The 20,079-nt window shown below is 37.3% G+C and carries 15 protein-coding genes; 3 read left to right on the top strand and 12 right to left on the bottom strand.

The features are described 5' to 3' along the window. Position 1: 1 nt before the first annotated feature. Both BK581_RS17695 and BK581_RS17690 read right to left on the bottom strand, forming a co-directional pair. Entirely contained in the window at positions 2-1,117 is a 1,116-nt protein-coding gene (locus BK581_RS17695) for a sensor histidine kinase (RefSeq protein ID WP_078579406.1), read from the bottom strand. A gap of 103 nt (positions 1,118-1,220) precedes the next feature. Continuing rightward, complete coding sequence (locus tag BK581_RS17690) at positions 1,221-2,201, bottom strand: Delta(5) desaturase DesA (protein WP_407690354.1); 981 nt, start codon at positions 2,199-2,201, stop codon at positions 1,221-1,223. A 397-nt stretch (positions 2,202-2,598) separates the two neighbouring features. Here BK581_RS17690 and BK581_RS17685 point away from each other — a divergent pair, with 397 nt between their 5' ends. Next, entirely contained in the window at positions 2,599-3,576 is a 978-nt protein-coding gene (locus tag BK581_RS17685; RefSeq protein ID WP_078579404.1) for an NAD(P)H-dependent flavin oxidoreductase, read from the top strand. Positions 3,577-3,870: 294 nt separating this feature from the next. Here the strand turns inward: BK581_RS17685 and BK581_RS17680 are convergent, their stop codons facing one another. Then, positions 3,871-4,593, bottom strand: coding sequence for a MurR/RpiR family transcriptional regulator (locus tag BK581_RS17680; RefSeq protein ID WP_078579403.1), 723 nt, complete (start codon positions 4,591-4,593; stop codon positions 3,871-3,873). A gap of 163 nt (positions 4,594-4,756) precedes the next feature. Here BK581_RS17680 and BK581_RS17675 point away from each other — a divergent pair, with 163 nt between their 5' ends. Further along, positions 4,757-6,070, top strand: coding sequence for a 6-phospho-beta-glucosidase (locus BK581_RS17675; RefSeq protein ID WP_078580011.1), 1,314 nt, complete (start codon positions 4,757-4,759; stop codon positions 6,068-6,070). Positions 6,071-6,339: 269 nt separating this feature from the next. Here the strand turns inward: BK581_RS17675 and BK581_RS17670 are convergent, their stop codons facing one another. Both BK581_RS17670 and BK581_RS17665 read right to left on the bottom strand, forming a co-directional pair. Continuing rightward, positions 6,340-7,845 carry a S41 family peptidase gene (locus BK581_RS17670; protein ID WP_078579402.1) on the bottom strand — a complete coding sequence of 502 codons (1,506 nt, stop codon included), beginning with the start codon at positions 7,843-7,845 and terminating at the stop codon, positions 6,340-6,342. 226 nt (positions 7,846-8,071) lie between these two features. After that, complete coding sequence (locus BK581_RS17665) at positions 8,072-8,428, bottom strand: hypothetical protein (protein WP_078579401.1); 357 nt, start codon at positions 8,426-8,428, stop codon at positions 8,072-8,074. Positions 8,429-8,925: 497 nt separating this feature from the next. Here BK581_RS17665 and BK581_RS17660 point away from each other — a divergent pair, with 497 nt between their 5' ends. Then, positions 8,926-9,747 carry a squalene/phytoene synthase family protein gene (locus BK581_RS17660; RefSeq protein WP_078579400.1) on the top strand — a complete coding sequence of 274 codons (822 nt, stop codon included), beginning with the start codon at positions 8,926-8,928 and terminating at the stop codon, positions 9,745-9,747. A 126-nt stretch (positions 9,748-9,873) separates the two neighbouring features. On the opposite strand, the gene BK581_RS17655 is transcribed toward BK581_RS17660, so the two are convergent. The 7 genes from BK581_RS17655 to BK581_RS17625 all read right to left on the bottom strand — a co-directional run bounded on the left by BK581_RS17655 (position 9,874) and on the right by BK581_RS17625 (position 20,002). Then, the gene (locus BK581_RS17655) at positions 9,874-11,559 is read right to left on the bottom strand and encodes a methyl-accepting chemotaxis protein (RefSeq protein ID WP_078579399.1); all 1,686 of its coding nucleotides are present in this window, start codon (positions 11,557-11,559) and stop codon (positions 9,874-9,876) included. Between the two features lie 311 nt (positions 11,560-11,870). Further along, entirely contained in the window at positions 11,871-12,701 is an 831-nt protein-coding gene (gene rhaD / locus BK581_RS17650) for a rhamnulose-1-phosphate aldolase (protein WP_078579398.1), read from the bottom strand. Positions 12,702-12,721: 20 nt separating this feature from the next. Further along, positions 12,722-13,873 carry an iron-containing alcohol dehydrogenase gene (locus tag BK581_RS17645; RefSeq protein WP_211273985.1) on the bottom strand — a complete coding sequence of 384 codons (1,152 nt, stop codon included), beginning with the start codon at positions 13,871-13,873 and terminating at the stop codon, positions 12,722-12,724. Positions 13,874-14,318: 445 nt separating this feature from the next. Continuing rightward, entirely contained in the window at positions 14,319-15,074 is a 756-nt protein-coding gene (gene kduD, locus BK581_RS17640; RefSeq protein WP_078579396.1) for a 2-dehydro-3-deoxy-D-gluconate 5-dehydrogenase KduD, read from the bottom strand. 351 nt (positions 15,075-15,425) lie between these two features. Next, positions 15,426-17,084 (bottom strand): response regulator transcription factor, encoded by a 1,659-nt coding sequence (locus BK581_RS17635; RefSeq protein ID WP_078579395.1) that lies wholly within the window; start codon positions 17,082-17,084, stop codon positions 15,426-15,428. 173 nt (positions 17,085-17,257) lie between these two features. Continuing rightward, the gene (locus BK581_RS17630) at positions 17,258-18,997 is read right to left on the bottom strand and encodes a sensor histidine kinase (protein ID WP_078579394.1); all 1,740 of its coding nucleotides are present in this window, start codon (positions 18,995-18,997) and stop codon (positions 17,258-17,260) included. Positions 18,998-19,372: 375 nt separating this feature from the next. After that, the gene (locus BK581_RS17625; protein WP_169837781.1) at positions 19,373-20,002 is read right to left on the bottom strand and encodes a YesL family protein; all 630 of its coding nucleotides are present in this window, start codon (positions 20,000-20,002) and stop codon (positions 19,373-19,375) included. Between the last annotated feature and the right edge of the window lie 77 nt (positions 20,003-20,079).

Raw genomic sequence — 20,079 nt, 5'->3', positions numbered from 1 at the left:
TTCACCTCTTTCGATTGCTTATTACAGGTACATTAATAATGACATTGGTCCCGTTAGTATCCTCTATTTTCAAATGCCCGTTCACAAATTCCAGCCTTTCTTTCATCCCTTGTAAGCCACTATTTTTATTACGTTCAGATTTTCCTATCCCAATGCCATTATCAGAAATAGTAATAGTTAATTCTGTTTTCAAAGCTTTTATTATGATAGCGCACTTGGATGCTTGACTGTGTTTAACGACGTTCGTGACTGCTTCTTTTAAACACATGCTCACAACATTTTCAATGATTAGTGGAATACGTGGTAGTTCGTCTGGCTTTTCAAGATGAAATTTAATCGTTGCTGCTTGCAATATTTGTTCAACCCGATTGATTTCATCATTTAGTTTTGTCCCTCGCATTTCCATAACCAATTCTCGCACTTCTTTTAAGGCGATCCTAGCTGTCTGCTGAACATCTTTAATCTCAAGCTGTGCTTTTGAGGGATTTTTTTCAACTAATTTTGCCGCTAAATCACTTTTTAAACCAATCAGAGAAAGCTTCTGTCCCAAGGTATCATGAAGGTCTCGCGATATACGTTGCCGCTCCTCTAATTTCACTAACTCTGCGATACGTTTATTGGCATCATTAAGTTGTCCTTGAAGCTGTTCCTCTTTGTTTTTGTTATACGTATTAACCGGTAGAAGGATAACAGCAATAATGCTTAAAAAGACGAACGGAAGCTGTGTAATAAAAACACTATGCATAAGGAATCCATAGTAACTCGTTCCGAAGGTTGTAATGAGTAAAATAATGTATAACGTAAAAAAGGCAACTCTATTTTTAAGGTTGCCGATAAAAAAGGCTAGAAAGAGAAAAAAATAAATGTAACCGAACAACAAACTCATGGCAGTTGAAATGGCAATTTGCATGCTGGCTCCCAAATAAACAAGCCATCCATGAGAAGCAAACGATAAGACATAACATAGGAAAAAAACAATGGTCATCACAATACCAATCATCGTTTCCAACGTGGAGGAATCTTGTAAAATGAAATAAAAGGGCAGGATGTAAAAAACGACCCAAACATAAGGACTAAGCCCCGTGTTTTTTCGAAATTTTTTCGTCCAATTTTTCATCATCCCACCTCTTTTCCATTTATAGCGTCTTCTGTTCCTCTATATTATAGCTTATATGAGGCGTTATATAGGCATGTTTTCCCCATATTACCACTCATTTCACCTATGCTAAGTGCGTTTTCTTCATCATTAACTTCTTAGCTTCTTTAAATGTAACAAAAGATTTTGTCGTTTCATCCCAAAGACGATAGCGTAATGATTTGAAGCTCGTTGCAATCGTTATTGTCGTTGCTTTTTGGAGAGGTGGTGTGGCTTCGTGCGCTTTCTCCAAATAATAGTTAGGAACTCTCGGACTTAAGTGATGGACATGATGAAAACCAATGTTACCTGTAATCCATTGCAACACCTTTGGAAGCTTATAGTAAGAGCTTCCTTCCACAGCTGCCTGCACGTAACTCCATTCGTCATCATGTTCAAAATACGTATCTTCAAACTGATGTTGGACGTAAAATAACCAAATACCTAACATGCCAGAAACGAGTAGGATCGGTCCTTGAATTAGTAAAAAAGACTGCCAACCGATAGCCCAAATTAATGCTCCGTACAAAGCTACGATAGACACGTTTGTCACATACGTATTAAGTCTTTCTTTTCGTTTCGCGCCCTTTGTATTAAAACGATAATCAATACAAAAGACTGCAAGTGGGCCAAGTCCTAGCATAACAACAGGATTTCTATAAAGGCGATAAGCTATTTTTCGCCAGATGGAGGCTGCTGCATATTCTTCTATCGTTAAGAGCCACATATCTCCTGTTCCTCTTTTATCGAGGTTACTGCTTGTTGCATGATGAATATTATGACTATTTTTCCATTGTTGGTAAGGAACCAGGGTTAGAATCCCTGTGATTGTTCCAAGTATATCATTCGCTTTACGACTTTTGAAAAAAGATTGGTGACAGCAGTCGTGAAAAATAATAAAGGTTCTAACTAAAAAACCCGCTGCCGTAATAAGTAAAGGGATTGTCATCCAATAAGACACTTCAAGACTTAAATAAGCCAAGTACCATAAAATCACAAGAGGCCCTAACGTGTTAATCATCTGTTTAATACTTATCTTTCGTTCTGTTTTTTCGAAAGGTGCCATCTCTTTCTTTAACTTAACAATACTTTCTTTACTCAAGGCACTCGCCTCCTGAACAATTTTAAAGGACACATTTTTGTCACTTTTATAAGTATACCTACAATCTGTTTCCCATATAAGTCACAAGCGTCAGATAAATGATATGACAAATGTCATATCGACAAATTGATGAAGCACCTCCCTCGTTCTAACACTATGCCCCACATGAATCCTTACTCTTAATCATAAAAAGGTCACTTTCGAATTGTCATAAAATTTTCATAATTAAAACCAATTATCATAGGCTGGTGGTAATTTTTATTGTCATGACACTTTTGTGTTGATACGATCTGTATAGGTCATGTTAAGTAAACATATTCTTACCATTGACCTCTACTGACACAATAAGAGGGTGAGTTGAATGGAATTACCACAACTAAAAATTGCACAGATGAAGCCTAAAGTACCGATCATTCAAGGAGGAATGGGTGTAGGTATATCTCTTAGCAATTTAGCAGCAGCCGTTGCAAATGCCGGGGGGATGGGGATCATTTCCGGAACAGGTATCCCAATAGAGGAAATGAAAGGCCACATTAGAAGAGCTCGCAAACTAACAAAAGGTATTGGCTATATAGGTGTAAATGTTCTATATGCCATGACAGATTTTGCTGACACAATGAAGGCGGCTCTGGAAGAAAAAGTGGACTTTATTATTTCAGGTGCTGGTATATCTAGAGATATGTATGCTTGGGGGAAAGAATACAACACGCCTGTCATCTCTATTGTTTCTTCTGGAAAATTAGCAAAAATGTCTCAACGATTAGGAGCATCAGCTGTCGTCGTCGAAGGATTTGAAGCCGGAGGACATTTAGGGACAGATAGACCACTTTTCGATATATTACCTGAAGTCGTGGAATCAGTTGATATTCCAGTGATTGCTGCTGGTGGCATTATCAATGGCAACGATGTTAAAAAAGCGTTATCTTTGGGCGCTTCTGGTGTCCAAATGGGCTCTCGATTTGTTGCTAGCACTGAATGTGATGCCCCCCAATCTTTCAAAGAAAAGTATCTCTCTAGTAAAAAAGGAGATACCACTTTAATAACATCTGTCGTCGGGTTAGAAGGACGTGCCATTAAAAATACGTTCACAAACAAAATAAGTGATGGAAAAAAAGTAAAAATTGAAAAATGTATGTCATGTTTAAAGAAATGCTCACATCGCTTTTGTATTTTAGATTCTTTGTTAAAATCCCGTGCAGGCGATGCAGAAGAAGGCCTTGTCTTTAGTGGGTCTCGTGTGCATGAAATCAATGATATCCTCCCAGTAAAGAACATTATTGATAATATTATTAAAGAATATAGAGATTTAACGAGTACACTTTCTAATCAACCTACTTAACCCATAAAACGTTCAATATGGTACAGCGTGTTCCTCTGTTGGAACACGTTTCTTTTTATATAGACGTTTTCCTCATTGCCTATATACTCTTTACTGAACAAAGCAAGACAGTAATAATAAATAGTGTAAGACCACAAAGGAGGGCCGACACAAATTTTAAATTGAGAGTTTCTCTCTAGAAAACCCGCTTTAAAGGCATTACGTTATTATCATTACAAAGCATACCTTCAACGTGACTGAAAGCTTTAAAAGGGCGCATTACCCTAAAATAAGGCATCTACGCATCACAATGAGTTATAACTTTTCAAACACTATTTTCCCCAGCGTTTCTATTAAATAGAGAACAGGAAGTTGAGTCGTCACATTGGAAATATCATTAAATTCAGTATTAATATAATACGCTAATGGGTAGTCAGCCAACTGTGCTACTGTGTTACTTTTTGTATTGGTAATACTTACAATCGTGGCACCTTCTTCTCGAAAGCGATGTAGCTTAGAAACAATGTGTTGTGTCTCACCAGATACAGATAAAATAATAGCAAGACTATGACGTATTTGCTTTCCGTTAATCGGATAAAATGGGTCACTTATGGCTGATGAAAAAGTATTTAAGCTTGAAAAATAACGAGCACCATATTCTGCTAGGATGCCTGAACTACCACTTCCGATAAAGACAACTTGTGAGGAAGATACAATCTCGTCTGCGATGGCACTTAATTGAGCTTGATAATCTGATTTCAATGTCCGTTCCAAAAATTCATTCATTGATTCATAACTATGATTTAACCATTTCGTTTCCGCTTTCTCTAAATAAAGCTTTAACTTAGTTTTAAATTCTGAAAAACCGTCACAATCAAGTTTCTTACAGAAGCGTAAAATAGTCGTTGGAGAAACATGTGTTACTTCCGCCAGTTCTCTAATCCGCATATAAGCAACTTTTTCTCCGTGAGCTAGTATGTAGTGATATAGAAGTGTGTCTAAGTCAGAAAAGCGGGCAAGCTGTTTCGGTGTAAACATTAGCATCGTCCTTTTTACATTGGCTTACGCCATATTGTCATTATTTAAGCGCCTTCAAATAGTATAAAACGCTCATACGTTTATTTCACTTTCTATTATACAAATGAAATGGTTTTCGTCCATCTTATCTTATATTTATAATATTAAAGGAGTGTTAAACATGATTAAAAAAGGATTAAAAATTGCAACTATTGGTGGCGGTTCTAGCTATACACCAGAGTTAGTCGAAGGATTTATTAAACGATATGACTCATTACCGATCAGTGAGTTATGGTTACTTGATATTCCAGAAGGAGAAGAAAAACTCACAATCGTAGGGAACCTTGCTAAACGAATGGTAGAAGAAGCTGGTGTTCCCATGACAATTCATCTCACACTTGACCGTGAAAAGGCCCTAAAAGATGCCGATTTCGTCACAACTCAATTTCGTGTTGGTCTACTCGATGCGCGTGCTAAAGACGAACGAATTCCTTTGAAGTACGATGTAATCGGGCAGGAAACAAATGGTCCAGGAGGGCTTTTTAAAGGGTTAAGAACTATCCCAGTGATCCTTGATATTATTCAAGATATGGAACGTCTATGCCCCCATGCATGGTTAATTAATTTCACAAATCCTGCTGGTATGGTAACAGAAGCTATTTATAGACACTCTAACTGGCGCAAAGTCGTCGGGCTCTGCAACGTGCCTGTAGGGATTAAAATGGGTGTAGCCAAAGCTCTTGATGTGGAAGCCAATAGAATACACGTTGATTTTGCTGGATTAAACCATATGGTATACGGCATGGACGTTTATTTAGACGGCAAGTGTGTCACAGAAGACGTTATTAATAAAATAACGTCAGGAGATTCTTCAATGACGATGAAAAACATCGTAGACATCGGGTGGGAACCAGGATTTTTGAAAGCATTAAATATGCTTCCTTGTCCATACCATCGTTATTACTATAAAACGTCTGATATGTTGGCAGAAGAGAAGAAAAACGCAGCCGAAGAAGGAACTCGGGCTGAAGTTGTTCAACAATTGGAAAAAGAGTTATTTGAACTATATAAAGATGAAACCTTGCGTACCAAACCTGAACAACTAGAAAAACGCGGTGGTGCTTATTATAGTGATGCAGCTTGTAATCTTATCGATTCCATTTATAATGATCGTGGTGATATTCAACCTGTCAATACGTTAAACAAAGGGGCGATTGGCAGTATACCGGACGACTCCGCTGTAGAAGTAAACTGCATCATTACAAAAGATGGTCCTAAACCGTTAGCAGTTGGCGATCTCCCCGTCTCTGTAAGAGGGCTCGTACAGCAAATTAAATCTTTCGAACGCATTGCTGCTGAAGCGGCGGTTAGTGGTGACTACGATCAAGCCTTGTTAGCAATGACAATTAATCCACTTGTCCCGTCTGATACAACCGCTAAACTCATACTCGATGAAATGCTTGAAGCGCACAAAGAATATCTACCTCAATTTCAGTAAGCAGTAACTAAGGGACGCCCCAAAGACAATTGAGGGCCTCCCTTTTTGAGTCCCTCTAATGAGCGAACAAAAGGATCGTTCTTCATTTTTACGTCATCTATACGCGCCTCTATAAAACGGCCCTTCAATCAGTGGGAGTTGCTTTACTTAGGATATTAGCGGTCGTTTTTTCCCTCCTTAATAGAGTTAGCTCTCCTCTTTATTTGTGGCGAGAGGTTTTACAAACCCTTATCTGTGCAATAAAAAACTCTTTAACTTAATTTAAAAGTTTATAAATCGTCATTATTATTATCTATCCACTTCACGACACGTTCTCTCGCAAAACGGGGATAAACCCATAAATCTGGCTCTATACCAATGGCCTCTTTTTCTAAAAATTGTGGATGATAGCGGAACATACTAGGTATACTCACTTTTGCCCCTGAGTGGGGAAGTTCTATTAATTGACTGTTTCCTGAACTCATGGCACCTTCACTAGGTGCACCTACAATATACACATTAGGATGCTGTCGTAAGTAAGCCACTAGTATTTCTGCAGATGCACTCGTCGCTTCATCAATTAAAATATAAATAGTGGAATCAAGCTCAGTTATGCCATCTGTCTCCATTTCTTCAATCGACCACTGCAACCGAGTCACATCATGATACTCGTTAATGTTAAAAGGATCTTCAGTATCCAATAAACCTCCCCATTCAACCCCCGCTTCTCTGTTTCTTTCTACCTTATCCTCTAAAAAGGTAATGGTAGTAGGCGTCATTAATTGAGCAGAATAACTTTTTATACTCGGTTCATGTGATGTCAATCTCTTATACCATTCCTGGGCAAACTTAATGTGCCCTTGATTATTATTTCGTAAATCAAGGATAAAAGTCGATTCATCCTCTACCTGATCCACTGAGCCCAACATATCTTCATAATTATATGAATCTTCCTTGTAAACTAACATATTTCTCAGCTGAATAATTGGTACCTCTTCGTCTTCATAAACGTCAAACGATGTGTCTCTTAAACGGTCTAATCCAGATTGACGTACGGTCACCTCTATAGTCTCTTGATTCTCCAAATCAATATCCCATAATTTTTGCGGCAAATAATCTGTATACATCCCTGGAAAATAAACTAGTTCCCCTTCAAAGTTAAGACTTGGGAGCAAATACACATCAGGATCGTCTCCATTGATAGAGACCACCTTGTCTTTTTTATGATTATCTTTATAAAGCCAATAATTATTATTATCATCTTTCACAAAAGTCAGTTCTTCAGTAATATAAAACTGATGTTCACGGTCAAAAAATGGGGAACCATCAATTAATAACTGTTGATCCGTTATAAAAGCATAATGATCACTAATAAGTGCAATGAACTCCTCGTAATTAGCCTCCTCCCCTTCGGAATACTCGTCTTCAATAGTCGCTGTCAATAACTCATGTGCTTGACTAAAACTATCTTGACCACCATACACCTCATATAATGCATAAGAATGAGACCATATTTGATTTAACAGATGACTATCCAGTAACATTTCCTCTTTTGTGACTGTCTCCGCTCTCCCATTAGACACTTTTAGCATATTTAAATCATCTGACTCAATCTCGTTATCACCATTCTCTTTATGTAAGTATTTTTCTATCTCATCCCTCCTCACGGATTCAGAAAAACGTTCTTCGATCGTAATATCACGAAGTTTTTCAATGTCACTTATTGGTTCTACTACTTCACTGCATCCAGCAATGAGACTGCATAGAATAAGAAGGCTAATTATCCATGTCATCATTCATCGTTCCCTCCCTTCTATCATTACGAATATATTTATGAAAAAGTTTCTATGAAAAGAAAACATTCTAAATTTACTATATCTTTTTCATACATACAGGCGAGTATTTCTCTCAAGCTCTTGCACACACACATTTAAGAAAGCCCGCCAATAGGCGAGCCTATATAACCTATCAACTTTTTCTAACACATTTAGTCGGCTTAAATGTGGAAGGGTAGGTTCAAGTTTAGGGAGAACTGTTCAGCTCAGAATCAATATATGCATCCGCTTCCTTAAGCGTAGCAAACGCTTCTTTAGCCTCATCTTCCGATATATTAAATTCCACAATGTGAGTAAACGTCTCGCTTTTATTTGATCCCATACTTTTTATTTCTTCCTTACTTCCAAAAAAGCCAGGAGCTCCAAAGTTCCCCATCCCACTTCCCGTGGTACCCAGATTAGCAACAGGGAAAAGAATCAACGATCTTCCACCTTCAGGAAGTTCATCAACTATTACATTAGACGTGTTTAATTTTTGTAAGTGTGCTACTGCTTTTTCAGCATCATTTTCAGTTTTGAAATACGCTTGAATCTTTTGACTCATACGTAAATCTCCTTTCAAGTTTTACTGATCTGTTCCCTTTCATAGTGACATGTAAACACTTCCACCTTTAGAATTAAAATAATGAATTAGTGCCAGAAGGTGGTATACTATTGACTGTTACATATTGAAGGTTTAACACGACCAAGGGACAATAATACCTGCTCGTTTTTAAAAAGTAGGCTGTAGTAAAAAACAAACCTCGAGAAAGCGCCCGCCTACAGTAGAAGATTAATGTATGAGGCGTTTGTTACAGCGGTAGTTTGTATAATGAAAGGCGTTCATTTCTTAAAAAATATAAAAGAAAGATAAAAGTCTTTATCCTGTCTCTTCTTAAAAAAGTTGAATAATGATAAGCTTTTGTAGTATTTTAGAGTAAATGATACTTGGTACTCGACATATTTCTAAACACTTTTCACTATATCGCGTTTGTTAAATTTAAGTGCGATGTCCTTTTAGTGATGATATAAGCTTTGGGGTAAAATCAAGGAGGAAATGATATGAAGAATGAGAAACAGTTACATAAAGAGGCTATGGGACAATTAAAAAAAACAAGTAGAACCTTTTATATTCCAATCACATTATTAGAGCCCACATTAAAAAAAACAGTGGCTTCCGCCTACTTATGTATGAGGGCAATTGACGAAATTGAAGACCATGAGAATCTTGAACCTGCAACGAAATCTCATCTTCTCTCGAAAACAAGTGTTTTATTAAGCGACACTTTTAACAATGACGCATACCTTGAATTGATTGAGCCCTACAAACAGCTACTCCCTGAAGTGACAATAAGACTCGGCGATTGGCTTTCAGTTTGCCCTGCGGATATTATAGAAAAAGTGCAGGAATCTACAAGTATTATGGCTCAAGGTATGGCAAAATGGGCCGAAAAAAATTGGGATATTCAAACGAAAGAAGATTTAGACGATTACACCTATTATGTAGCCGGTCTTGTAGGTGTTATGCTTTCTGATATTTGGGAATGGCGAGATGGAACGAAAACGGACAGAGACTATGCTATTGCTTACGGACGCGGCCTACAGACAGTCAATATTCTTCGTAATCAAGAAGAAGATAAAGATCGAGGAATTTCATTCATACCTAAAAATTGGAATATTGCTGATACGTTTCAGTACGCTGAGGCCAACCTTGCTCTCGGAGATGAATATATGAAAGACATCACTAGTAAAAATGTTAGTCTCTTTTGCAAAATCCCGCTAGAATTAGCCAAGAGAACACTTCATGTTCTAAAGTCTGGTCGTGAAAAAATGTCTAGAGACGAAGTGAATCAAACGGTTGAAGATATTAAAAATTATCATTAATTTAGATATACTATTGTTCTGAATATATGTATTTTTTAAGGGCAACGTCTCAAATAGACGGTTGCCCTTAAGTAATGTGCCACTTCCAAACATACTATTTAAAAAAACTCTCTTTATTTCATCCTCTTATAACTTAAAAGCACTTACCGCTTTTTGTAAATCTTCAGCCATTTTAGCTAACGTGAAAGCAGATGATGCAATTTCCTCCATAGTAGCTGTCTGTTCTTCGGTAGAAGCAGCCACATTCTGTGAATAACCAGCGGCATTTTCCGTAATAAGCTTACTTTCATTTATTGAGGTAACCATTTTCCCTATATTTGTTGTCACGTGCTGAGTTGCTTCAGTCACATTCATGACTTGATCGGAAACATCCTTAATCGCCTCACTGATATCTTTAAAAGTCTCTTTTGCTTTATCAGCATTCTCAATTCCTGATGCAACAGACGTGCGACTACTTTCCATCGCTGTCACAGATTCACTAATGCCTTCTTGGATCTCACCAATCATCGTACTAATTTGTTTAGCAGAATCCCCAGATTCCTCAGCTAACTTTCTAACTTCTTCAGCAACAACTGCAAATCCTTTCCCTTGCTCGCCAGCCCTCGCTGCCTCAATTGCAGCATTTAATGCTAAAAGATTCGTTTGTTCAGAGATTCCTGAAATGACGGACAAAATGTCCCCTATTTTAACAGACTTATTACTAAGACTACGAATAACTTGTACGCCACTCTCCGACTTGTCTTGAATGTCTTTCATTTTCATCAACGTTTGATCGACAACCTTACCTCCTTCTTCAGCAGTTTTGGAAGTCCTATTTGCTTTTTCATTTGCCTGTTCTATATGATGAGAGATATTCTCCATTTCGAAAGAGATTGTTTCAGCTACTTCATTAGAAACAACCGCTTTCTCTAACTGCTTTTCAGTACCAGCTGCTACATTTTGAACCGATTCTGAGATCTGATCTGTCGCCTTCGTTGTCTCCTCAGCACTAGCTGTTAACTGTTCAGATGACGCAGCTACTTGTTGAGACAAATGAGACACATTTGATAACAATCTATGAATTTTTTTTACCATAGTATTAAAACTTCCAGCTAATTGGCCGAATTCGTCTTTAGACGTATCAGAAAATTGAATTGAAAAATCACCTTCTCCTGCCGCTTTCACACCGTCAGTTAATTTACTTAAACGGCGTGTTAAACGCTTAGTGAATACAAATACGGCACCTACTGCAACTACCATAACAGCAGTTAAAACAATTAGAAATCCCTGCATGGCACTCTTAACTGTGCTATCTATAAACTCCTGAGAAGCACCCACGTACCAAATACCAACAACTTCACCATTAGCGCTTGTTATTGGCATATAAGCTGTCTGATAACTGTAACCTGCTACATCTGCTTCACCTAAGTAAATCTCTTCTCGTGACAATACTGCTTCTGCAACTTCTTCTGAAACTTGGGTCCCCACAGCCCGTTCACCATCCAAAATAACATTTGTAGCTATTCGTGTATCATGAAGAAATAGGGTAACTGTACCGCCAGTCATATCTCCTATTTCATCAACAAGATCATAATTTTCATTCATAGGTGTGTCACCCTTATAAAGAACACCCTCTTCTACATACCACTCTCCAGGTATCGCTTTATCAATATAACGAAATCCCAATTCTAAATCTGAAGCAGCTTTTTCTACAGCTGCTTCTTTGATCCCATCTGTAATTTGCTTGTAAAGGACACTACCTAGCACGATGGAAAACAAAATTAATATTGAAAAAATAAGAACGTTAAGTTTTATAGCTAAACTACTTTTCATTTTGAACCCCTTCTCTTATTTAGTCTTTTATACCTAATTATTTTCAATTTTTTAGATTCGTATATAGTAACATAGATGTTGAAAATAGATGTCACAAAAAGTTCACAAAATCAAAAGTCCTTAATTATACAATTGTTTATTCCTTGTTAAATACCATTTAATACTATAGATGTAAGGTAGTTCTCATCCCCTTCTAGCGTTTTCGTTAATCCGTTTTACGGTTACTGTAAGTCGATGAACATGGCAACCTAAAAAGATCTACTACAAAAGTAAAAAGCGCCTTTCAATAAGGCGCTTTTTTGGTCGTTAATTTAAGTCTCATTTAGATAGCCTTCTCTAGGCTTTACATTAAACGCTTGAGCCAAATCGTATAATTGCAAGTCCGTAATTGTTTGCTTGATTTTCCCCTCCACGAGAGAATAAATTTCCGCCGCTTTTTCAGCTGTCTCTATTAATCCGAATGCTTCATCCATTGTATTACCCGTCCCGAATACACCGTGGTGGGGCCAGACAACAAGACGAACGTCAGACATCTTGTCAGCAGTGGCTTTGCCAATTTCATCTGTTCCTGGGATCATCCAAGGAATTATACCGACACCTTCTGGAAAGACAACGATACACTCTGTACACATTTTCCATAGTGTTCTTGTAAACTCCTTTTCTATTAAGGTATGCGTAAACGTCATCCCAATCAAGTGTGTAGTATGTGTATGCATAACAACCCGATGACTGGCATCCCTTGCTAACCTTTCCTTATGTGCCATTAAATGTGACGGTAATTCACTAGTGGGTAAGGTGCCATGACTAAACCCCCAAATGATAGCTGCAGTTTCCCCTCCTTCATTAATACGAATGATACCAAGGTTTTCTTCAGGAGCATCCACAATGTTTTTAAAATATTTGCCCGACCCTGTCACTAAAAAATAGTGATAACTAAGCTCAGGTATATGAAAATTTAGCGGAATAGTTTTAATCGTTTGATTAACATCTGTAAAAGCAGCTACTTCTTCCTCCTTTAAAAGATAGCTGATGTTTCCACCATTACGCTCATCCCAGCCTAACCTATAAAGGTTTGTTGTCGTTTTTATCATGTCTTGCATAAAGTCAGCACTCAGTATCGTCTTCTTAACTGTTTCAGTCATTCTTAATCCGCTCCTCCTCATTATACGATCTCTTTAAACATGTCGATGACTTCCTGTCTTGTGGGGATGAAAGGATTCCCTGATGCACACGCATCTTTCATGGCATTTTCCGCCAAAAGATTAATATCTACACTATCTATTCCTAATTCTGATAATCTAGTAGGAATGCCGACTACTTTGGATAATGCTTTTATTTTTTTAATCACTTCATCTGCACATTGATCAGGCGTCTTTCCTTCAATATTAATACCTGCTGCTTTCGCAATTAGCGGGAATTTATCTGGATGTCGTTTTGCATTCTCCTTCTCAACCACTGGCAGAAGCATGGCATTACATACGCCGTGTGGTAAATCATAGACGCCCCCAAGCTGATGGGACATAGCATGGACATAGCCTAAACCGGCATTGTTGAAGGCCATACCCGTTAGAAACATGGCATATACCATTTGCTCACGCGCCTCCATATCTTTTCCATCTGCCACTGCCCGTGGTAAATAGTAAAAGATGATTTCCACTGCAGACAATGCAGTAGCATCCGTAACCGTATAGGCACCTGGTGTTACAATCGCCTCAATAGCATGTGTGAGCGCATCCATCCCTGTAGCTGCAGTTAAATTAGATGGCTTACTGACCATTAATTCAGGATCATTAACCGAGATTTTTACAAGGCTGTTTTTATCGACCATCACCATTTTGACATGCCGCTCTTCATCTGTAATAACGTAATTGATCGTATATTCTGCTGATGTGCCTGCTGTCGTATTGATTGCTACAATGGGAACAGATTTATATGTTGTTTTCCCAACGCCTTCATAATCCCGTAAATCCCCACCGTTCGTTATCATTAAGCCAATCCCTTTTGCCGCATCCTGTGGAGATCCTCCTCCAACTGATATGATAAAATCACAGTTCGCGTCTTTATAATGTCTTACACCATCTGTCACATTTTGAACAGTTGGATTAGGTTTAACGTGGTCAAATGTGGTATAAGCTATGTTCGCTTTTTTTAAAACGTCAATAACTTTATCAACCACACCATTTTTCGAAAGCATAGAGTCTGTTACAAGTAAGGCTTTCTTGACGTTCAATTCGGATATATAGACTCCTATCTCTGCTAAACAACCACATCCCATTAAATTTGTTTCAGGCACGTGAAAAACTTTCCCCATTATGAAAACCTCCTGTCATTATGTTCAGGTATTCACATTTAAATCTTAAGCAAAAGCACCTAATCAAGTCGTTTAATATAGTTTAATTATAAGTTGTTTTTCTTTTAAAACAATAAAATTATTTATTTTTCACACAAAATATATATTTATATTTTTATTTCAAATATTTTAATCTTTAACTATTTAAAAAATCATAACAAAAACGAGCTTAGCTCTAAAATCACACCCAGCTCGTTTTTAAAACATTGTTTTCCTAGTAAAGGACTTTCCTTTAAGCTACAAAGCTTACCTCTCAAGAAACCAACATAACTAATCGTCATGATTTGGAGAAAAGTGAACAACAAAGATGTGCTATCACTCCACTATTAAGTGTATATCGCCTTAATCATCAATTAAGAGAGCAAGTGATCTCTTATGAGGTATAAATCAAGGGGAGAGTTCTTGTTATTTATGAGCTCATCCATCCTCCATCCACACATAAAATATGCCCATTAACGTAACGACCTGCTTCAGAAGCTAGAAATACAACTGGTCCTTTTAAATCTTCTGGTGTTCCCCACTCGCCTTTTGGAATGCGAGACGTAATATAATCAGAACGATTTTTATCCGCTCTAAGTGGTGCAGTATTATCCGTGACCATATATCCAGGAGCAATGGCATTCACATTAATACCTTTACTTCCCCACTCATTGGCAAATGATTTGGTTAAGCCAGCCACACCATGTTTTGTCGCAGAATACGAAGGTACTTTTAAACCTCCCTGAAAAGAGAGCATTGACGCCACATTTACAATGCGACCGAAACCGTTTTCAATCATGTGTTTACCAAAATCTCTCGACAAACGAAAAACGGCGTTCAAATTGACATTTACAACATCATCCCAATCTCTATCACTAAAATTCTCTGCCTGCTCTCTTCGAATAATGCCAGCATTATTAACAAGGATGTCAACTTTTCCTGTTTTGGAAATCGCATCTTTTACTACAGAAGCCAACTCGTCTTGAATAGACAAATCCGCATTTATATCAAAAAATTGACGACCTAGTGCTTCAACCTCCTTTTGAGTCTCTTTTTGTGGCAAGTAACTAATCCCGATAATATCAGCGCCAGCTTCTGCTAAACCAAGAGCCATCCCTTGTCCTAAACCTCTTGTAGCCCCCGTTACCACAGCTGTTTTGCCTTCTAATGAAAACATCTCCTTCATATTTTCACTCCCTAGTTATGTTTTATTATGTTCGATAAAGTTCATTATAGTTTGATTGTAACATACTCTTTGAAAATTGGGTATTTATTTATAAGAAAACGAGATTGAAATTGGCATTAAATTTGTACTTTGAGGTGATTTTATAATGATGTTTCAAAAACAAGATTTATTGAGGAAAAGTTAGCTGAAGACAAGCCCCCGGGAAAGGGTTCGTCTGAAATACAGTTCACATTCATTATTCCAATTTTGACGTCTGGTGAAAGTAAGTAGGTGAATAACATATCTAGAAAACAATTTAGATAGATAGATGAAAATAAAACCCTTACGTGATATGTGAGGGAAAACAAGCAATTAAGCATCCTGAACTGTTTGTTCATGAGCTGCCATTAATTTTCGATTGATAAGTTCAGAAGGCGTGTAACCGGTATATTTTTTAAACGTCGTTGTAAAGTAAGCAGGGTTTATAAATCCTACTTTTTCGGAAATTTCATAAATCAAGTGGTCGCCCTCTTGAATCATTTTTTTAGCTTTCTCCATACGTACTCTCGTTAAATAATTTTTAAAAGATTCCCCCACCACTTTTTTAAAAATTTGACCGAGATAGTTACGAGAGATATACAATTCATTAGCGATATCTTGTAATGTAATATTTTTGCTGATATTTTTATGAATATAATCTAGCATCTGTTCAATTAATTGACGGTGTTTAAGATTCTCATCCCATTGTTGATGATCACAAATGTGACTTATAAGGTCATTCATATAATTTTTAAATTCTTTCCAATGAGAGAGCTTTGTCAAACCTGAATGAAAATCAAATGTATCTGAAAACATCTCATCAATTTTTATTCCGATATCATAGAGGGAATACGTCATAATCGTCCACATTTCGATACCTGCTCGCATGACTTCTGACATGTTAAAAGGGTGATCTTTATAATAAAAATACGCTGCTTGAATGACATGTTGTGCACTCGCTTTATCAGCGTAGCGGATAGCTTCGGATAATCGGTGGATATTTTCTATAGAATCTAACCATAAACTCTTTGAATTCAGCTTGGTCTCTTCATTAAACATGAATTCATTATAAAGGCCTGTCACCTCTTGAACTTCCTGGTCTATATCCATTAATGCTTCCTTCAACGAAATAGCCATATCAGCCCATTCATTTTTAAAACACCCGAAGCCAACGCGTACTTTCAATTTAAAATATGTGTCTAATTTCGTCACTATATCATGTTTAATATGATTGAGTAGCTCGTCATTTACTTTACCTTTAGTTTGATTTATGTGGAGGCATAACGCTGTTTGATGACTATGCAGTTCAATATAATGACTATCATCAATATATTTATTAACAGCATCATTAATCACATTTTCCGTCGCAAATCTAAATAAGTACCAACCACTTTTATAGAGAGACGATGCCTCCAATGATTGATCGTAACTAATCGTCATAATCACATGTTGTTGCTGAGACCAACGACGGGTTAATTGATCGAGAGTACGAGGCAAATTAGTTAAATGAGTTGTCGTTCCTGTTATGACCGCCTTCACCCATTCCTTTTCCACTAATGGTTCATAAAGCGCTACTCTTTCCCTCAGCTCACTCACTTCCATTTGCTTAATAGCCTCCTTTTCCAGACTATTAACACATGAGATGAGTACGTCTTTAATTGTATCTGGTGAAGCCGGTTTCGACAGATAGTCATCAATGCTTAATCGCATCGCTTGTCTAGCATACTCAAATTCATTGTAGCCGCTTAATATGATCACCCGTGTGTTCAATCCTGAGGCTCGCACCTGCTCAATCATCTCAAGACCATTCATAACAGGCATATAAATATCTGTAATGACTAAATCTGGTTCTAAATCCATTATCACATGATGCCCTTCTTCACCATTCCTCGCTTCTCCAACCCATTCACAGGACAACTCTTCCCACGGAATAATGTTTCGCATTCCTCGTAATACTTTATCATCATCGTCAACAATCACGACTTTCCACATGCTGAAGGCCTCCCTACAAGCAAAGTTTATAAAACGAAACTTCAATCAGTGGCATTTTCGTTCTTCTGCCACCAATTGGTAGTAAAGTGAATCAGGACATCCCACCTAAATAAATTTATCTCCGCTGTATTTTGAGATGGGCGTTTTCGGACGGTTCTCTGTGATGAATCAAATTAAGCTGACAAATGAGATTTATTACTGACTTTCGGGATTGTAATTGAGACAGTGGTTCTCCCTTCCTCACTATCAATCTGAACATCTGCTTTATCTCCAAAATAAACATTTAAACGTTCTATTACATTTTTTATCCCGTATCCGCCAAGATGTTGTTGACTATTCGTTAAAAGTGGGGGTTTTGAAAAACCAATGCCATTATCTATCACATAAAGGATTAAGTCTTGCGCATTTTCTTTCATATCAATCATAATGACACCATGCCTTCTGTCACGGAAACCGTGAATAATCGCATTCTCAACAAAGGGTTGCAACGTGAGTTTTGGAATATAATAATTTAACACATTGTCACTTACTCTCATATCATAGGTTAGGCTATCTTCTAATTGTATTTTTTGAAGGTTCATATAATATTCTAAGTACTTCAATTCATCTCTTATCGTTATTATACTTTCACCTTTGGACAACCCAATTCTAAGCATCTTACCCAGTAGTTCAAGCATACGACTAATATCAATATTCCCTTTTTCTATCGCCATCCAATTTAACTGATCCAGCGTATTATATAAAAAGTGTGGATTAATATTCGCTTGCAGCGCTTTAATTTCTGCTTTTCTTTGTCGATGGTGCTGATCATCAAGAGATTTATAAAGTTCCTCCATATTGTTTGTCAATTCTTCGAACCCCTCAAAAAGCTCACCGAATTCATTTCGATAACCTTGCGGGAGCGATACCTTTGTTTGTGTTAATCGATAAGATTTCATTACGTTGGCTAATTGTAAGATAGGATATGTAAATTTCTTTGTTAAAAAGAACGTCACGATAAGAACGATCAGCACACCTACGACGCCGATTAGACCTAGCTTTTTAGCCATATTCACACTTCCCTCGGTTAATTCCTCATAAGGTGTAATTTGAATAACCGTCCAATTAACAGAGGGAATCGAACTTGTGACAACAAGGTTATTGTCTAACTGACGTTGGCTCTGTGATGGCGAATCGAAAAATGATTCTTGAGAACCATTTATTAAGCCACCATATTCATTCCCCCCAATTTCTTCTTGGTTAGTGGAAGCAACGATCGTCCCCATATGATCTAGCAGAACAATATGAGAATCTTCATAATCTTTTCTAAGCCAATTTTCTACAATGAGCGGGTCAAGATTGATAATCATGACAGCAGATAAGTCACCGTTTGATGTATTGATTTTTCGTCCTAAGCTAATGACTTCGGTAGGTCCAGCTGTCGTGTCAACTTCTCGATGTCCTAACCACGAATAAGCACTATCCTCTATATCTTGAAACCATTCCTTTTCAAAAATTGACGCTAGTTCTGAATATCTAACCGGAAATTGAATGTTATCCACTGGTGGGGAAGACATAAAAATTTCCACAGTATGCAACGCTTGAACACTATAAATCACGTTAGAGAAATCATTCGTTAACGAGGTTCGACCACTAGCTTGTTCCCTTACCGATTGCCGTCCGCTAATAACCTGCCTAAAATTATGCTGTCGTGACAAAATAACAGAGTAGTCTTGAAAAGATTTCAAATTGTCTCCTAATTCTTCACTTAAGCGGTAGAGATTATTTTTTTGATACTCAGTCGTTGTATCAATAATTTGCGTTGATGAATAGTGGTAGCTGAAGAAAATGATAACGATTAAAATAGAAACCGTAAATATAAAAAAACTTGCAAAGAAAATACTATGAATGCGATATTTTCTAAACATAAGCATATGACTGTCACATCCTCTCCAACTAATCTACAAGCTGTGAGATGGCTTTATTAAGAAAGCGTTATCATAATGAGGTTTTGTAAATAAATTTGTTAGGTTCACATGCACATCGTCTATTATCTCTAACACTAAAATACCATGATTCACGAAATAAAGATGTAGAATTTTGCGGTTTATCACAGATAACCGTCCTTAAAGCACGCATCTCAAAATAGAGAGCAAAGGAAATCTATTAAGCTGGAAGATAACGGATGGTCATGTCATGATTGACTCAACGACCAATCAGGGGGGAGAGAATGAAAGCGCCCACTGATGAAAGTTCATTTGAACCCATTTTTTTAACTTAAGAAGTGGTGTGCCAATAACCGAAGCAAGTTACATGCGTTCTGGTACTACTTCTTTTTCTTCGATTGATTTAAACACATGTAAAACGATAGGTAAAATGACTGCTACAGGAAAGCTCATTAAATAGAACATAATGAGACCTGGAAAAGCCTGATAAATAACCCCGATCAACACAATAGTAACTCCAATCAACAACGAATGAGGTAAATAAGCGAGTCCAATCATAAGTGCAAAACGAATATGCTTCATAAGGGACGTATTATAATGCACTAATACTGGAAATATATAAATTGACGTGAGTAAATACATGATAAAAAGGATAACTAATAACGTCCCAAATAGTAATCTCAGTCCAAATCCCATATAGAGAAGGGTATTAAAGCTGAACAAAATGGCTCCCCCACCCCCTACAACTAGAAAACCAATAATATTTGCTTTAACAAATTCTCGTTTATAACTAGTAAAAAAAGTCCGCCACTTAGGAACATCTCGCTGGTCTAGCTTTTCTTGACGCAAAACAGAAAATAATGCAGCAGTTGCAGGAGCCCATCCAAAAATGCCTAACCCAAGTATGGTGTGAACCAACCAAATCGTATTCCATATGGCTAAATTCATTAATATTTCAAAAAAGGTATAAAACGTACTCGAAAATTTTTTCATATTATCCCCCTCATTCATTTCAGTCAGAACATGCTCACCTCTCATGACCTCATAGCTCTCATACATTTACTGTAACT

The sequence above is a fragment of the Salipaludibacillus agaradhaerens genome, assembly GCF_002019735.1.
GTDB classification, from domain to species: Bacteria; Bacillota; Bacilli; order Bacillales; family Salisediminibacteriaceae; genus Salipaludibacillus; species Salipaludibacillus agaradhaerens.
The sequence above is the reverse complement of the archived record's forward strand: the minus strand, read 5'-3'. Positions and strand labels throughout refer to the sequence as shown.

Coding starts and splice junctions, on each gene's coding strand:
- BK581_RS17695 (WP_078579406.1), bottom strand. CDS start 1,117: ATGAAAAATTGGACGAAAAAATTTCGAAAAAACACGGGGCTTAGTCCT.
- BK581_RS17690 (WP_407690354.1), bottom strand. CDS start 2,201: ATGGCACCTTTCGAAAAAACAGAACGAAAGATAAGTATTAAACAGATG.
- BK581_RS17685 (WP_078579404.1), top strand. CDS start 2,599: ATGGAATTACCACAACTAAAAATTGCACAGATGAAGCCTAAAGTACCG.
- BK581_RS17680 (WP_078579403.1), bottom strand. CDS start 4,593: ATGTTTACACCGAAACAGCTTGCCCGCTTTTCTGACTTAGACACACTT.
- BK581_RS17670 (WP_078579402.1), bottom strand. CDS start 7,845: ATGATGACATGGATAATTAGCCTTCTTATTCTATGCAGTCTCATTGCT.
- BK581_RS17665 (WP_078579401.1), bottom strand. CDS start 8,428: ATGAGTCAAAAGATTCAAGCGTATTTCAAAACTGAAAATGATGCTGAA.
- BK581_RS17660 (WP_078579400.1), top strand. CDS start 8,926: ATGAAGAATGAGAAACAGTTACATAAAGAGGCTATGGGACAATTAAAA.
- BK581_RS17655 (WP_078579399.1), bottom strand. CDS start 11,559: ATGAAAAGTAGTTTAGCTATAAAACTTAACGTTCTTATTTTTTCAATA.
- rhaD (WP_078579398.1), bottom strand. CDS start 12,701: ATGACTGAAACAGTTAAGAAGACGATACTGAGTGCTGACTTTATGCAA.
- kduD (WP_078579396.1), bottom strand. CDS start 15,074: ATGAAGGAGATGTTTTCATTAGAAGGCAAAACAGCTGTGGTAACGGGG.
- BK581_RS17635 (WP_078579395.1), bottom strand. CDS start 17,084: ATGTGGAAAGTCGTGATTGTTGACGATGATGATAAAGTATTACGAGGA.
- BK581_RS17630 (WP_078579394.1), bottom strand. CDS start 18,997: ATGCTTATGTTTAGAAAATATCGCATTCATAGTATTTTCTTTGCAAGT.
- BK581_RS17625 (WP_169837781.1), bottom strand. CDS start 20,002: ATGAAAAAATTTTCGAGTACGTTTTATACCTTTTTTGAAATATTAATG.